12 protein-coding genes, 1 tRNA gene and 2 pseudogenes are annotated in these 14,301 nt (G+C 63.3%); 6 read left to right on the top strand and 9 right to left on the bottom strand.

Going from position 1 to position 14,301, the window contains the following annotated elements:
- From mftE to mftC, 3 genes are read right to left on the bottom strand one after another with little or no spacing between them, the layout of a single operon-like run.
- Positions 1 to 765, bottom strand: a complete 765-nt coding sequence (mftE, locus tag FS388_RS12250; protein ID WP_146341662.1) for a mycofactocin biosynthesis peptidyl-dipeptidase MftE — start codon at positions 763 to 765, stop codon at positions 1 to 3.
- Positions 762 to 2,060, bottom strand: a complete 1,299-nt coding sequence (mftD, locus tag FS388_RS12245) for a pre-mycofactocin synthase MftD (protein WP_146341661.1) — start codon at positions 2,058 to 2,060, stop codon at positions 762 to 764. The genes mftE and mftD overlap by 4 nt, the downstream gene beginning before the upstream one ends.
- A 33-nt stretch (positions 2,061 to 2,093) precedes the next feature.
- Complete coding sequence (mftC, locus tag FS388_RS12240; protein ID WP_246836217.1) at positions 2,094 to 3,410, bottom strand: mycofactocin radical SAM maturase; 1,317 nt, start codon at positions 3,408 to 3,410, stop codon at positions 2,094 to 2,096.
- A 207-nt stretch (positions 3,411 to 3,617) separates the two neighbouring features.
- Between mftC and FS388_RS12235 the strand changes: the two genes are divergently transcribed.
- Both FS388_RS12235 and FS388_RS12230 read left to right on the top strand, forming a co-directional pair.
- The gene (locus FS388_RS12235; RefSeq protein ID WP_168198710.1) at positions 3,618 to 4,520 is read left to right on the top strand and encodes an SDR family oxidoreductase; all 903 of its coding nucleotides are present in this window, start codon (positions 3,618 to 3,620) and stop codon (positions 4,518 to 4,520) included.
- A gap of 115 nt (positions 4,521 to 4,635) precedes the next feature.
- The gene (locus FS388_RS12230; protein ID WP_146341659.1) at positions 4,636 to 5,442 is read left to right on the top strand and encodes an IclR family transcriptional regulator; all 807 of its coding nucleotides are present in this window, start codon (positions 4,636 to 4,638) and stop codon (positions 5,440 to 5,442) included.
- Between the two features lie 18 nt (positions 5,443 to 5,460).
- Here the strand turns inward: FS388_RS12230 and FS388_RS12225 are convergent, their stop codons facing one another.
- Both FS388_RS12225 and FS388_RS12220 read right to left on the bottom strand, forming a co-directional pair.
- A complete protein-coding gene (locus FS388_RS12225; protein ID WP_246836216.1) occupies positions 5,461 to 6,960 on the bottom strand; it encodes a DUF2079 domain-containing protein in 1,500 nt (499 codons plus the stop codon).
- Between the two features lie 100 nt (positions 6,961 to 7,060).
- Positions 7,061 to 7,133, bottom strand: a tRNA-Arg gene (locus FS388_RS12220).
- Between the two features lie 194 nt (positions 7,134 to 7,327).
- Here FS388_RS12220 and FS388_RS12215 point away from each other — a divergent pair.
- Positions 7,328 to 7,768: a single-stranded DNA-binding protein gene (locus FS388_RS12215; RefSeq protein ID WP_146341657.1), complete on the top strand. Its 441-nt coding sequence runs from the start codon at positions 7,328 to 7,330 to the stop codon at positions 7,766 to 7,768.
- A 97-nt stretch (positions 7,769 to 7,865) separates the two neighbouring features.
- Here the strand turns inward: FS388_RS12215 and ettA are convergent, their stop codons facing one another.
- Positions 7,866 to 9,548, bottom strand: coding sequence for an energy-dependent translational throttle protein EttA (gene ettA, locus FS388_RS12210; protein ID WP_146341656.1), 1,683 nt, complete (start codon positions 9,546 to 9,548; stop codon positions 7,866 to 7,868).
- A gap of 140 nt (positions 9,549 to 9,688) precedes the next feature.
- Complete coding sequence (locus tag FS388_RS12205; RefSeq protein WP_371708781.1) at positions 9,689 to 10,255, bottom strand: type IIL restriction-modification enzyme MmeI; 567 nt, start codon at positions 10,253 to 10,255, stop codon at positions 9,689 to 9,691.
- 17 nt (positions 10,256 to 10,272) lie between these two features.
- Between FS388_RS12205 and FS388_RS12200 the strand changes: the two are divergent.
- The 3 genes and pseudogenes from FS388_RS12200 (at position 10,273) to FS388_RS12190 (ending at position 12,521) form a co-directional block, all read left to right on the top strand.
- Positions 10,273 to 11,453: pseudogene (locus tag FS388_RS12200) on the top strand (IS3 family transposase).
- A 24-nt stretch (positions 11,454 to 11,477) separates the two neighbouring features.
- Positions 11,478 to 11,696 (top strand): annotated as a pseudogene (locus FS388_RS12195) (integrase core domain-containing protein); the annotation flags it as partial.
- 69 nt (positions 11,697 to 11,765) lie between these two features.
- Positions 11,766 to 12,521, top strand: a complete 756-nt coding sequence (locus FS388_RS12190) for a sulfite exporter TauE/SafE family protein (RefSeq protein WP_146341654.1) — start codon at positions 11,766 to 11,768, stop codon at positions 12,519 to 12,521.
- A 17-nt stretch (positions 12,522 to 12,538) separates the two neighbouring features.
- On the opposite strand, the gene FS388_RS12185 is transcribed toward FS388_RS12190, so the two are convergent.
- Both FS388_RS12185 and modB read right to left on the bottom strand, forming a co-directional pair.
- Positions 12,539 to 13,636, bottom strand: a complete 1,098-nt coding sequence (locus tag FS388_RS12185) for an ABC transporter ATP-binding protein (protein ID WP_146341653.1) — start codon at positions 13,634 to 13,636, stop codon at positions 12,539 to 12,541.
- Positions 13,621 to 14,295 carry a molybdate ABC transporter permease subunit gene (modB, locus tag FS388_RS12180; protein ID WP_146341652.1) on the bottom strand — a complete coding sequence of 225 codons (675 nt, stop codon included), beginning with the start codon at positions 14,293 to 14,295 and terminating at the stop codon, positions 13,621 to 13,623. The genes FS388_RS12185 and modB overlap by 16 nt, the downstream gene beginning before the upstream one ends.
- Positions 14,296 to 14,301 lie beyond the last annotated feature (6 nt).

Here is a 14,301-nt window from a genome sequence, read left to right as displayed (position 1 = left end):
TCATCCTGATCGCTGCTCCGCCGGCAGGGCGAGACAGCCGGTCTCTGCCACATTCCATGCCCGGTAGCGACGATAGACGCTCTCGACGACAGAGCTGAGCAGCTCTTCTCCCTCGGCTGGATCGGCGCCTGTGGGGTCACCCAGCACACCGTTGGACGCCACTGCTTTGACCCCGCCCGCCATCAGGTCAGGCAGAATCTTCTCCAACGGCTCGGTGACGCCTGGTTCTGCCTTGGACAGGTGAACGAGATCAGGCTGAATGTGCAGCATCAGTGAGGTCTCCACTCGGCCCGCGTGCGCGTCCTCTTCCGGACCGGGCAGGCCATAGCCGTTGGCGCACGGCAGCCATCCGGTCTCCCTGCCCTCGTAGCGAAGGCGGGGCACCGCACGGGACAGGGACGCCACGTTCCCACCGTGACCGTTGACAATCACGAGCCTCGCCGCCCAGTCCGACACAGAGCGGCCGTATTCCAGCAGCAGACCGCCCAGTGCTTCATGCCCGATCGAGATGGTGCCCTGAAAGCCGGCATGCTCCCCGCTGGCTCCGTAGGCGACCGCGGGAGCGATGAGGACGTTCTCGGAGTCGGCGCTGAGACGCTGCCCCAGATGCTCGGCGACAGCCTGCGCGATGCGGGTGTCAGTATCGACCGGCAGGTGGGGGCCGTGCTGCTCGGTGGATCCCAGCGGCAGCAGAACAACGGGCTCGTGAATCTCCGGCCACGGCCATCGGCTGAGCTGCAGCTGGGGCCCGACGGTCTGCATCATTGGCTGCTGAGGGCGGCAGTCGGTCGAGGCTGCGGGGCCGGCCCCGTCGCAGCGGCGTCGCTGGCGGCTGTTGTGCGACTCGTCGAGTTCCTGGTGTCGACCACCGGACCCGCAGTGTCACGGGGCTCCCCCAGGCGCAGGAAGAATCCTTCCGGCACCACAAGGTCGTCGGGAGAGAGATCGTGAATCGACGCCTTGCCCTGCCCGAGAACCGCGGCCTCCAGACCTCCGCGCATGATGTCCAGGACGTTTTCGACGCCGGCTTGACCATTCGCGGCCAGACCCCAGAGGTAGGCCCGCCCGATCATCACCGCCTTGGCACCCAGTGCCACGGCCTTAGCCACATCGGAGCCGCGGCGGACACCGCCGTCGAGGAGCACTTCGATCTCGTCGCCCACGGCCTCCGCAATGCCGGGCAGCACACGGATGGTCGCCGGCGTTGTGTCAAGGTTGTTGCCCCCGTGATTCGATACTGAGATCGCGGTGACGCCGGCATCCACAGCACGTTTTGCGTCGTCGATGCGGGTGACGCCCTTGAGCATGAATGGTCCGTCCCACTGCTCGCGCAGCCAGGCGACATCTTCCCAGGTAGGCGGTGGGGTGCCCATCCATTCTCCATAGGCGCCGAAGAAGGTGGGCGCTTCTCCCCCGGGTGCCTGGAGATTCGGTGCGGTGAGGTCGGGAACGCGGCCAGATTTCAGGAAGCTGTAGAGCCATTTCGGGCGAGTGAGCGCCTGGGGCGCAAACTTCATGGCTGTTCTGAGGTCCAAGCGCTCGGGGATCCAGGGGCTCCCCCAGTCCCGTCCGTTGGAGAAGGACCAGTCCAGGGTGGCGATAATGCCTCGAGCGCCGGCCTTCTTTGCGCGGTCCATGCGCTGCAGCATCTGCTCCCGGGTGCCGCACCAGTACATCTGGAAGAGCGTGTTCTCGTTCGCCGCTGCGACGTCTTCGACCGACTTTGATGCGAAGGAGCTCAATCCGATGGCGGTGCCCCTATTGGCGGCAGCGCGCGCCACCGCGATCTCTCCTTCTGGGTGCACCGCCTGCACTCCTGTGGGGGAGATCAGCACAGGCATGGAGAGCTGCATGCCCATGACTTCTGTGCTCAGTTCGCGGTGAGGCTTGTGCCCGGCCACGTGCGGCGCGAAGCCGATCTGAGCGAAGGCTTCCTTGTTCTGCTCGATGGTCACGCCCTTCTCTGAACCGGCTATCAGCGCGCCGTATACGGAGGGCGGCAGGTGCTCCTTGGCCCGCTGCTCGGCGAGGGAGACTGTTTCGAACCAGTGGTTGGCCATGGGGTCGCTTCCTTAGGTGACTTTGGGCTTGAATTACTCGGCGGCCGCCTGGTCGGGCGCGAATCCGGCCAGCGGATTGTCATTGCATGCGGAGACAGGAGGGGCGCTCGGCGCCGGCGGCTTGGCCCCAATGGTGACGGAGACTTTGCGGTTCGTCGTAGGCCGGCTCGAGCCCGCTCGTGGTCTTGGCGGTGAGGTGCGGTGCGAGTGGTCCCCAGAGGGCTTGGGGAGCTCAGCGCCGTCGCGATCGTTGAGCAGCTCCTCGCCGAAGCCGCGCACGCATTCCGGGTCCGGGCCGTCCAGGGGCAGTCCGGTGAAGAATTTCGCGGCCATACAGCCGCCCTTGCAGCTGTCGAAGAAGGAACAGGTCGAGCAGGCTCCGCCTGCCTGCGGTTCGCGCAGATCCTTGAACAGCGTCGACTCTTTCCAGACCGTTTCGAATCCGCCCTCGTCACGTACATTCCCCGCAAGGAAGTCATCGTGGATGGCGAAAGGACACGCGTAGACCTCGCCGATAGGGTCAATGAGGCAGACCACGCGTCCTGCGCCGCAGAGGTTGAGTCCAGGCAGCGATTCGCCGAAGGCAGAGAGGTGGAAGAACGAATCGCCGGTGAGAACATCCTCACCGTGGGCCAGCAGCCATTCGTAAAGCTCCCTCTGCTGCTCCTTCGTCGGGTGCAGGTCGTCCCACACGTCGACGGCCCGCCCCGAGGGGCGAAGCCGTGTCAGGCGCAGCTGGGCTCCATATCGATCCGCAATCGCTTTGAACTCGTCCAACTGGGGGATGTTCCATCGTGTGCAGACGACGGAGAGCTTGAAGTTCTTCATACCCGCGTTCTGCAGATTCTCCATGGCTCGAATGGCCATGTCGTACGAGCCTGCGGAGCGAATATAGTCATTCACTTCGGCGTCCGCGCCGTCCAAGGAAATCTGCACATCCACATAGTCGTTCGCCGCGAGCATCTCTGCATTCTCGGGAGTGAGCTTCACGCCATTTGTGGAGAACTTCACGCCGACGCTGTTGCTCGTGGCGTACTCGAGCAGCTCCCAGAAGTCGCTTCGGACCGTAGGCTCTCCACCACCGATGTTCACATAGAAGACCTGCATCTTCTGCAGCTCGTCGATCACGGCTTTGCACTCCTCGGTGCTGAGCTCGCGGGGGTCCCTGCGGCCCGAGCTGGACAGACAATGCGTGCATGTGAGGTTGCACGCGTAGGTCAGTTCCCACGTCAGACATATGGGCGCATCCAGCCCATATTCGAAGTGGTCCACCAGGCGCATCGGCTTCGCGCCAGCAGGAGCCCCCGCGGAAGCTGAAGGTCGGGCCATGGCAACGGGCTCTGCCGTCATGAGAGCTGCCTTTCGGTTGCATCGACACATTGCAGAAGTCCCACTCTGACGGAGGCCGAACAAGCACCCATCAGTGTGACGCATCCCACACTAATGGCACCGAGTGCCATCCGTGTGGTGCTCCTTCTGCCTCACGGAAGACACCCCCCTGACTGCCTCGGCCGATGGTGGCATCAGAGCATGGATGCAGAAGTGCCGATGCGAAGTATGGATAAGAAAGTGGCCGTCGTGACCGGCGGCTCAAGCGGCATCGGCCGAGGCATCGCCTTAGCTTTCGCCGAAGCCGGCATGAAGGTGATCGTGACGGGCCGGCGCCAGAGCCTGCTGGATGAGACCCGCGACCTGTTCCGCTCGAAGGGCCTCAAGGTCGAGGGCCAATGCGTGGATGTCACTGACCTTGGAAGTATGCGTGGACTGGCGGATGACGTGCAGACTCGCTACGGCAGAGTGGACGTGCTGGTCAACAATGCCGGAATCGGCCTGACCGGTCCGGTGGCAGACGCCACCGAAGATGACTGGAACTGGGTCATCGATGTCAACATTCGTGGCGTCGGCCACAGCATCCAAGCGTTCCTGCCGAAGATCCAGGAACACGGCGAGGGAGGCTGGATCATCAACACGTCCTCGATGGGCGGACTGCTGCCCATCGTCGCCGGCCTGTACTCCATGACGAAAGCCGCCATCATCGCTCTCTCTGAGGCGCTGCACATTGAGCTGCTTGATCAGCAGATCGGCGTTTCTGCCTATCTGCCCGGACCGGTGCACAGCAACATCGCCCTCGGCACCAGCACGAGACCGTCGCACTACGGCGAGTCGGGGTATGCGCCCGCTTCAGCCGAGTTCGCAGCAAGGGCCAAGCAGCAGCCGTACATGTCTGCCGAAGAGGCCGGCCGGCGGGTGCTCCACGGATTACGACGTGGGGACATGTTTATTCTGACGCACCCCGAATTCAAGGCCGGAGTCGTGAAGCGCCACCGAGCGATTGAACAGTCCTTTCCCCAGGAACCGATCCACGAAGACCGCGCAGCTGCGATTCCCTTCCTCACGGACTCCCCCGTCTACTGGGAGGAGAACCGGAGTTCGCCCCCTGGGCCCCCTTCACCCTCGTAACGGACCCGCAGCTATGAGCCCCTGCCGAGACTTTCTCGGGCCTGTTGTGATTTACGACACTGCGTGCCATAGTGATCGAGAGATCATACAGTGTCGTATGTTAGGGGTGCCGTGAATGAACGACCTTGCCGAACCGAAGCTGACTGCTGCGGGCCGAGTCCTAGCGCTGCTGGACGCCTTCACCAAAGCAGGCAATCCACTTTCCCTCTCAGAGATAAGCCGGCAGGCGGGACTCACGCTGACCACCACACACCGCCTGGTGAAGGAAGTAGTGCAGTGGGGCGGGCTGGAGCTTGACGAGTCGGGCCGCTACTACCTGAGCGGCAAGATGCTGGGACTCGCTTCCACGTCTCAGGCGATGTGCCTGCGAGAACGAGCGCTTCCGCACCTCATGGAGCTGCACTACCAGACAGGCATGAGCGTACAGCTTGCCGTTCGCGAGAAGCATGAGGTGATGTATGTGGAAGCCCTGCGCGCTCACCCGAACTACACCGGGCGGAACAAGATGGGCGGCCACTTTCAGCTCCACGTCACGGCCAGCGGACTCGTTCTGCTTGCCCACGAACGCGATGAATACGTTGAGGATTACCTGCAGCATCCGCTGAAGCGCTACACCGAACACACTATTGCCGATCCTGGCCACCTTCGCTCCACGCTGAAAGACATCCGGCAGCAGGGGTACTTCGTGGCTCATCGCTGCGTCTCCCCGTCGGCTGGCGGGATAGCGGCACCGATTGTCGGACTCGACGGCGAGGTGCGCGCTGCCGTGGGCCTCACCTACGAAGTCGGGAAGGTCAACCCTGCAGCGCTGGTGGATCTGGTCCGGGTCAACGCCACTCGGATCACACGGGCTCTGCGTGAAAAGCCTCAGCTGGATCCGCGAACGGTGGATTTCAATCGTCGCCAGGCAGGCATCGCCTGACGAGCCGGGTCCTGCGCACTACCTCTCCAGATAGTCGGAGCATTTGTCGGCGGCAGGGAGGTCTCGGCGGAGCAGCCACAGGCCTTCGTCATCCTCCACGACGGGCTCGAAGCCCAGCCGCTCAGCCCGATCGAAGGCCTCGTCAGGGCTCAGCGGACTGCTGCCGCCGAGCTCTTGGACCCGGTCATCGATGATCAGCCACTGAAGATCCTCCTCGGCAGTCGTGCCATTCAGCCCCGCGTAGGTGCGGTCCGTCAGATGCGGAACTGCGGTGTCGGCAGCCTCGACGCACGCGTCGTCAGGAACCATCTCCACCACGCGCTGATGAGCGAGAGCTCGCTCTCCCATGCTCCAGTTCTGGCCCGTCACGGTGTGGTGGAAGGGGAAGACCTGGGGGAATGCGAGCGTGCCGACCACTGCCGCTGCACACATCGCCGCAGGGACGGCGTAGGCGACGGCGGCCCGGTATGACGTTCTTCGAGGCCCCCTATAGGTATTCCCCCACGGGACTGGAGGCAGCAGCTGCCGCTGGTGGACGATCCGTCGAGCCACATCCATCGCTGCCAGCAGGAAGATCGGCGCAAGGATGGCGTCGTACTGGTACACCGGCGCCCAGACGTTGAGCCGGTCGTTCCACAGCCTGGACAGCAGGACCGGCAGTCCCAGCAGCACGTAGGGACTCAGCAGAGGAAGCATCAGAGTCGGCAGAAGGTGGAGAAGCCACAGGCCCACCTTCAGAGGATGGTCGAAGAGGGCGGCCACGGCCTGCCAAGGCTGTGTGACGATCGTGAGGAGAGCGGCCGTCGCGCCAGCTCCGAGGGCCGTGTACTCCCAGTACTGGAACTCCCCCGCCGGCGCGAAGTGGGGAATGACGACTCCCACGGCGAACCACAGGCCCAGCAGGCCCAGTGCCGCTGTGGCCAGCGCACACTTCCATGCCCCTCTGATGAGAAGAACCGCAGACAGAGCGAGCAGAGTCGCCCCCATGTCCTCGCGCACCAGCAGAAGCAGAGCGCCCAGGCTCACGGCGTACGCGAAGCGGCGACGCTCCACCGCCCATATGATCCAGGCGACGAGAGGGACACCGAAGGCAATCTCGTGAAAGTCCCAGTTCACCAGTGCTTGGAACGGCCAGAACAGGAGCAGCCCTGCAGCTCCCATGAGTGCGGGTCCGTGGCTGAACCACCCACGGATCACGAGATAGACAGGAATCGCTGCCGAGACCAGCAGAAGGACCATCCCGACGTTGAGCACCCGCGGGTCGTCCCAGAGCCAGTAGAGCGGTGCGAAGAGCGCGATGATGGGGTGAAAGTGATCGCCGAGGAGATGGAAGTCCTCGCCCTTGATGGGAACGATCGGCGCATTGAAGAGCGAATACTGCCGCACCGCCTGGTCGAAGATGCCCAGGTCGTAGCCCTTCGCCTCGAAATTCCGGAACCGCAGCAGTGAATGGGTGAGAGAGAGCGCTGCAGCTGCCGCCATGACGAGCCCAAGGTGAAGCTGATGGCGCAGAGGCAAGGGAGGCTTCTCCTTCGAGGCGAGGCTCGGGTCCAAGGGTTCCGGGGCATCCCGGGCCCATCATGCGCTGGGGCCACGGCCCTCGTACGATCCAGCACTGCGCCCCGGGAGGGATTCGAACCCCCGACCAGCGGATTAGAAGGCCGCTGCTCTATCCCCTGAGCTACCGGGGCAATGACCTGACCAGTCTACTCGAGCTCTGTTTTGCACGCCGCATCGAATTGCCGGCCGACTCCCAAGCGCGTCCACGGGCGGTCACGATCCGGCCGCGCCTCTCCAACGACGCGGCAGAGTTCGACAGACGACGCTCACAGTCCACCTGTGAATCGTCGCCTGATCACCAGCCGCGTCAGAAGGAGAGCACGTCATGACGGACACCATCGTCGTTCGGGGCAACGTGGGAGCAAGCCCGCAGTCCCCCTCGAGCGAGGGCAGCTTTGCGAGCTTCCGGATCGCCTCGACGCACAGCGTCTACAGCGGCGGACAGTGGGAGGAGCGCAACACCACCTGGTACACCGTGAAATGCTGGCAGCGCTTGGCCTCCAATGCCTGCGCGTCGCTCAGCAAAGGAGACCCCGTCATAGTGGTGGGCCGACCGCAGCTGCGGTCGTGGCAGAGTGACGACGGCAAGAGCGGGCAGGACCTGGAGATCTTCGCGGAGAGCGTCGGCCACGATCTCTCGCGAGGGACCGCCGCGTTCACCCGAACGGGGCATAAGGCTGGCGGCGCAGGCAGCGACGGGACTGCCGCCGAGCCTGAGACCGTGCCGAACTGGGAGGCAGCATCAGGCGAGGACCCCCCGTTCTGAGCCCGCACGCCCCGGCGGGGAGGCACCTGTCGTCGGCGGACCGACCGCTAGGGCCGACCACAGCCGTCAACGTGCATCCCCGCCCGGCGAGGAGGGGTCAGTCGCGGGTGAGGCGCCGGTGCGTCACACGGCTTGGCCGTGCGGCGTCGGCGCCGAGCCGCTCAACCTTGTTCTCCTGGTAAGCCTCGAAGTTCCCCTCGAACCAGTACCAGTTGGCGGGATTCTCGTCGGTACCCTCCCACGCCAGGACGTGGGTGGCCACACGGTCCAGGAACCACCGGTCGTGGGAGATGACCACGGCGCATCCCGGGAACTCCAGCAGAGCATTCTCCAGGGAGCTGAGGGTCTCGACGTCGAGGTCGTTGGTGGGCTCGTCGAGCAGGAGGAGGTTGCCGCCCTGCTTGAGAGTCAGTGCCAGGTTCAGGCGGTTGCGCTCTCCTCCGGACAGCACCCCGGCCTTCTTCTGCTGGTCCGGGCCTTTGAACCCGAAAGCGGAGACGTAGGCGCGCGAGGGCATCTCCACGTTTCCGACCTTGATGAAGTCAAGACCGTCGGAGACCACCTCCCACAGGCTCTTGTCGGAGTCGATGCCGCCGCGGTTCTGGTCCACGTATGAGATCTTCACAGAATCGCCGACCGTCAGGTCGCCGGCGTCGTGATTCTCCATACCCACGATGGTCTTGAAGAGCGTCGACTTCCCGACGCCGTTCGGACCGATGACGCCGACGATGCCGTTCCTGGGGAGCGAGAAGGAGAGCCCGTCGATCAGAATGCGATCGCCGAATCCCTTCCTCAGCTCCTCCGCCTCGATCACCTGCGTGCCCAGGCGAGGTCCGGGCGGGATCTGGATCTCTTCGAAGTCGAGCTTCTTGGTGCGCTCGGCCTCCTCAGCCATCTCCTCATAGCGGGCCAGGCGAGCCTTGGACTTCGCCTGGCGGCCTTTGGTGTTGGAACGAACCCACTCGAGCTCGTCCGAGAGCCGCCGTGCCAGTTTGGCGTCCTTTTTGCCCTGTACCTCCATGCGGGCCTTCTTCTTCTCCAAGTATGTGGAGTAGTTGCCTTCGTAGGGGTAGAGCCGACCGCGATCCACTTCGCAGATCCACTCCGCCACGTGGTCGAGGAAGTACCGGTCGTGAGTGACGGCCAGGACAGCGCCGGGGTAGGAGGCGAGGTGCTGCTCGAGCCAAAGAACCGACTCGGCGTCCAAGTGGTTGGTGGGCTCATCGAGGAGGAGCAGGTCCGGCTTGGCAAGCAGGAGCTTGCAGAGGGCTACTCGACGGCGCTCGCCGCCGGAGAGATGGGTGACGGCCTCCTCGCCCGGGGGACACCGCAGCGCGTCCATCGCCTGCTCGAGCTGGGAGTCGAGATCCCATGCGTTGGCGGCATCGATGTCACCCTGCAGCGCGCCCATCTCCTCCATCAGGGCGTCGAAGTCAGCGTCCGGATCAGCCATCAGCTCAGAGATCTCGTTGTACCGCACGAGCTTCTGGTAGATCTCGCCGACGCCTTCCTGCACGTTGCCCAGGACGGTCTTGTCCTCGTTGAGCGGGGGCTCCTGCTGAAGGATTCCGACCGAGTAGCCGGGCGACAGCCGCGCCTCACCGTTGGACGGCTCGTCGAGGCCGGCCATGATCTTGAGAATCGTTGACTTGCCCGCACCGTTCGGACCGACGACGCCGATCTTCGCCCCCGGGAGGAACGACATCGTCACGTCATCGAGGATGACCTTGTCGCCCACTTTTTTTCGGGCTTTGACCATGGTGTAGATGAACTCTGCCATTTATAACGAAACTCCCTATGGATATCGGCCGGTCTTAATACGGCCACCCTAGTGGAACAGCACCCTTCCGGACACATGGAGTCCTTGGGCCATGTCAGGTGGCAGAGAACCACCTCCTAGCTAGCCGCCGCTCACCACGGTTAGTCCGCTTTCAACATTTCTGCGTATCGAGCGAAGAGGAGTTCCTGACGTTCCTTCTCTGACTGGCACATCCCTTCAGCTCCGAAGGCGCGATCCACTGCAGCATCGAGCTTGTCGTGCGCCTTGATGAGAGCCGGGTCCATCACCAGGGCGTTGTAATGGTCTGCCAAGGAGCGATACGGGTGGCGCTCTCTTGCTTTCAGAACCGCTTTACTTGCGGAAATGATCTCCTCCTGAAGGCCATCGCCGACGGCCGGGAGTGGGAGCGTGTACCAAGACAATGTCGAGCCGAAGCGGAGGTCGGATTTGATACGCCCTCCGATAGTCCTCTGCCAAGTGATAAACATGGAGGAAGACATGATCGCGAAATTGAATCCTGCCGGATCCGCGATGGTGAAATTTGCGTCTCCAGCAATGACCTCAGGGCCGAAATGAGAAACAGTGAAGTAGACCCGGCTCTCCGAAACATGTCGAGGCACACACACGTAGGGCACTTCTTGTTTGGCTCGCTGCCGGAACAGATGGGGTCTGCTGACGGTTCGGTTGACTTCCTGACTGCTAAGAATGCAGAGAGGATAGTCCCGTGCCGAAGATCTACTCCGAGGAGTTCAAAGCCTCCGCGCTGGAGCTGCTCGATTCCGGGATGACACAGAAGCAGGTCTGCCAGGACCTGGGCATCTCGAAATCATCGCTGCAACTGTGGGTGAACCATCAACGCGCAGAGCAGCACGGGTTCGTCCCTGCGGAGAACACCGCAGACCGGGCCGAGCAGACGAAGATGCTCAAACGCATCCGTGAACTCGAACAAGAAAACGAGATCCTTCGGCGAGCCACGGCGTACTTGTCGCAGGCAAATCTGAAGGTCGGGCAGGCCCGCCCAAAATGATGTTCCCGCTGGTCCGTGACCTTGCCGCCGCCGGTGTTCCGGTGGCGGTGACCTGTCGGGTGTTGGGGTTCTCCAAACAGGCGTTCTATCAGTGGGCGGTGAACCCCGTCTCGGAGCGTGACTGGCAGGAGGCCGAGCTGCTCAACGCCGCCTATGACATCCAGGCTGATGATCCCGAGTTCGGGCACAGGTTCATCGCTGATGAGCTCTGCGCGGCCGGGCATCGTGTGTCAGAGCGCAGGGTCTGGCGACTGTGTTCTCAGCAGCGGATCTTCTCGGCCACCATCCGCAGAGCCAGAAGGATGAACAAGAAGCCGGGTCCGCCGGTGTGTGATGACCGGGTGGAACGCGATTTCACTGCGACTGCTCCGAACCAGCTATGGCTCACGGACATCACGGGGCATCGGACCGCGGAAGGCAAGCTCTATGCCTGCGCGGTCAAGGACGTGTTCTCGAACCGGATCGTGGGCTACTCGATCGGAGCACGGATGAAGTCACACCTTGCGGTGGCCGCGTTGAACGATGCGGTGGCCCGCCGAGGAGCGCGCGCAGTGGCCGGATGCACGGTTCATAGCGACCGAGGGTCTCAATTTCGTTCCAGGAAATACCAGCGGATGATTAAGGTTCATGGTCTGCTCGGATCGATGGGCAGAGTTGGCGCTGCAGGTGATAACGCGGCGATGGAGAGCTTCTTCTCCACGCTGCAGAAGAACGTCCTCAACAAGCGCTGCTGGTCCTCGCGCGATGAGCTCCGCAGGGAGATCATCTACTGGATCGAGCGAACGTATCACCGGCGTCGTCGACAGCGTCGTCTGGGTAAGCTGACTCCGGTTGAGTACGAGACCGTTTACAGAACGACTGTCGCTCTGGCGGCATAAACCCCGAGGTCAATCGAACCGTCAGCAGACCCAGTCAATGGGCTGTACAAGACCGAGTTGATCTACTCCCAGCCCTCATGGCGATCCCTGACCGAGGTCGAGTTCGCCACGATGAACTGGGTTCACTGGTGGAACACCACCAGGCTTCACGAACACCTGGGCCACCAGACACCCGCTGAGATTGAAGCGGCATATTACGAACACCAGCGGGAGGAACTTCCCGCACCCATGCAGCGGAACTAAACCCAGTACGGTTCAAGAAACCTCCCTACTTTGGTCGGCTCCTCCGGTCGTTCGTTGCCGCTAGCGTTCATGATCGGAGCTCTGGTGGGGGTTCTCGGTGGGTTGATAGGGCTTGGTGGCGCCGAATTCCGATTGCCCTTCCTGATCGGCGTATTCGGTTTCGCAGCGCTGCATGCCGTAGTGATGAACAAAGCGATGAGCCTGGTAGTCGTGGTGACCGCCATCCCCGCCCGCTTGATCGTGACCCCACTGGAGCAGGTGAGCCCACACTGGGACGTCGTGATAAACCTCCTCATCGGGAGCTTTATCGGCGCCTGGGTGGGGGCCACTTGGGCCACCAAAATCGCATCAGAAACTCTTTACAAGGTGCTGGGCACACTGCTGCTTCTGATTGCTGTGTTGTTGGCAGTGACCCATATCTGGGCCACACCCACGTTGGAGCTGACGATAGGGGCGCAATGGGCCGCCGGTGTCGTTGCGGGGTTCATATTCGGTGTGGTGGCAGCACTTATGGGAGTGGCCGGCGGGGAGCTACTCATCCCCACTCTGGTCTTACTCTACGGGATCGATATCAGCACTGCGGGCACCTTATCTCTGCTGGTGTCATTGCCGACGATGCTTGTCGCGTTCGCTCGATTTAGCCGCGATGACAGCTTCCAGGTACTCCGGCGTAACCCGGGCTTCTTCTTATCAATGACTGCCGGATCGATACTGGGCACGATTATCGGTGGGCTGCTCTCCGGAGTGGTCTCTGCTGCGGTGATTGTGCCGCTTCTCGTCGCGCTGTTGGTGTTCTCTGCCTGGAAGGTATGGCATCACAAATAGTCGCGAAAGGACTCTGTCTAGGAAGTCTCCGTGGGGGCGTGTGCACTCGCGATGATGTGGCACCGCTCGATGACCACGTCCACGGTCACCAGCGAGCCCGCCTGCAGGATGCTGTGAGAACCTGAACCCAGCGCATAGGCGGTGATCACCGGGTTGGTCGCGACCCGGATCTGGTGCAGCGAGCCGCGCTCCCTGATTTCGGTCACTCGTGCTGTGAATCGGTTGGGAGCTGGCGTCGGCGTCGGGGCGTCTGACATCAGCGAGACGTTCTCCGCCCGGACGCACAACGCCACGGACTCGCCCACCTCGAGCCCTTCCGGGTTGCCGGTGAGCAGCACCAGGTCCCCCACACGGACTTCGACGTTGCCTCCCACACGTTCGGTGATCTCGCCCCGGAGGATGTTCTCCACCCCCACCGCCCGGGCTGCTGGGACCGTGGCCGGACGGTTGAACACCTCCTCCACCGACCCGATCTGTTGGACCCCGCCGTCAACGAGGCTGATCACTCGATCTGCCAGCGCCCAGGCCTCGGCGCGGTCATGAGTGACCAGCAGCGCCGGGGTGCCCGTGGCAACGAGGATCTCGCGCAGCTCCCCGCGCAGCTGATCGCGGGTTGGGGCGTCCAACGCGCTGAAGGGCTCATCGAGGAGCAGTAACTTCGGCGCCGATGCCAGCGCGCGGGCCAGCGCCACGCGTTGCGCCTCCCCGCCCGAGAGGCTCGCGGTGTCTCGGCCGAGCAGATGACCGGCGCGCGCATTCTCCAGGGCCGTTCGGACCCGCTGTTCGCGCAGTGATTGCGGCAGCTTCGCGATCCCATAGGCGACGTTCGCTTCGACGGAGAGGTGCGGGAACAGCGCATGGTCCTGGAACAGGTACCCGATCCCGCGCCGTCGCACGGGAACGGTGCTCTGGCCCTGCTGCCACACCTGCGCGCCCAGTGCGATGTGCGCGTCATCTCCGGGGTGGGCGAGACCTGCGATACAGCGCAACAGCGTCGTCTTTCCTGCACCGGAGGGGCCGAACACCACAGTGATCGGGGTATCCACCTCAAGGGGCAGCGACAGATCCACATCGAGGACCTCGTGGCGGATCCGCACGCTCAGACTCTCGGCCATGTGGTCCTTCCCTTGCTGTTAAGCCCATAAGTCAGCCCGAGGACAACGACGGAGAACAGCAGCAGCCACAGGCTCGTGGTGGCCGCGGTGTCGTAGTCGAAGGCCTGGACGCTGTCGTAGATGGAGATCGCGATGGTCCGGGTCTCACCGGGGATGTTACCGCCCACCATGAGCACCACGCCGAACTCGCCGATCGTGTGCGCGAAGGTCAGCACCGCGGCGGTGGTCAGCCCGGTGCGGGAGAGCGGCAGCACCACACGCAGGACCGTTGATGCCCAGGAGCGCCCCAGAACAGTGGAGGCCTCGAGCAGTCGCCGATCCACGCCGACGAAGGCCGCCACCATCGGCTGCACTGCAAAGGGGAGGCTGTAGATCACCGAGGCGATGAGCAGCCCGTTAAAGGAAAACGCCAGCGGGGACCCGGTCAGCTCGATCCACCATCTCCCGATCGGTGACTGGTTCCCCAGCGCCACCAGCACATAGAAGCCCAGAACCGTAGGGGGAAGCACCAGCGGCAGCGCTACCACCGCTTCGATGATCGCGGTCCAGCGCTGCTTCGAATACGCCAGCCACGCCGCCAGTGGTACCGCCAGGACCATCAGGATCAACGTTGTCAGCACTGCCAGCTGGATGCTGAGCTGGACAGCATCCCAGTCCATCCCGGC

It is taken from the genome of Nesterenkonia sp. NBAIMH1, from assembly GCF_007922635.1.
GTDB classification, from domain to species: Bacteria; Actinomycetota; Actinomycetes; order Actinomycetales; family Micrococcaceae; genus Nesterenkonia; species Nesterenkonia pannonica.
The sequence above is the reverse complement of the archived record's forward strand: the minus strand, read 5'-3'. Positions and strand labels throughout refer to the sequence as shown.

Bases quoted from the DNA above. Each gene is read 5' to 3' on its own strand.
- mftE (WP_146341662.1), bottom strand. From the start codon at position 765: ATGATGCAGACCGTCGGGCCCCAGCTGCAGCTCAGCCGATGGCCGTGG.
- mftD (WP_146341661.1), bottom strand. From the start codon at position 2,060: ATGGCCAACCACTGGTTCGAAACAGTCTCCCTCGCCGAGCAGCGGGCC.
- mftC (WP_246836217.1), bottom strand. From the start codon at position 3,410: ATGACGGCAGAGCCCGTTGCCATGGCCCGACCTTCAGCTTCCGCGGGG.
- FS388_RS12235 (WP_168198710.1), top strand. From the start codon at position 3,618: ATGGATAAGAAAGTGGCCGTCGTGACCGGCGGCTCAAGCGGCATCGGC.
- FS388_RS12230 (WP_146341659.1), top strand. From the start codon at position 4,636: ATGAACGACCTTGCCGAACCGAAGCTGACTGCTGCGGGCCGAGTCCTA.
- FS388_RS12215 (WP_146341657.1), top strand. From the start codon at position 7,328: ATGACGGACACCATCGTCGTTCGGGGCAACGTGGGAGCAAGCCCGCAG.
- ettA (WP_146341656.1), bottom strand. From the start codon at position 9,548: ATGGCAGAGTTCATCTACACCATGGTCAAAGCCCGAAAAAAAGTGGGC.
- FS388_RS12190 (WP_146341654.1), top strand. From the start codon at position 11,766: ATGATCGGAGCTCTGGTGGGGGTTCTCGGTGGGTTGATAGGGCTTGGT.
- FS388_RS12185 (WP_146341653.1), bottom strand. From the start codon at position 13,636: ATGGCCGAGAGTCTGAGCGTGCGGATCCGCCACGAGGTCCTCGATGTG.
- modB (WP_146341652.1), bottom strand. From the start codon at position 14,295: ATGGACTGGGATGCTGTCCAGCTCAGCATCCAGCTGGCAGTGCTGACA.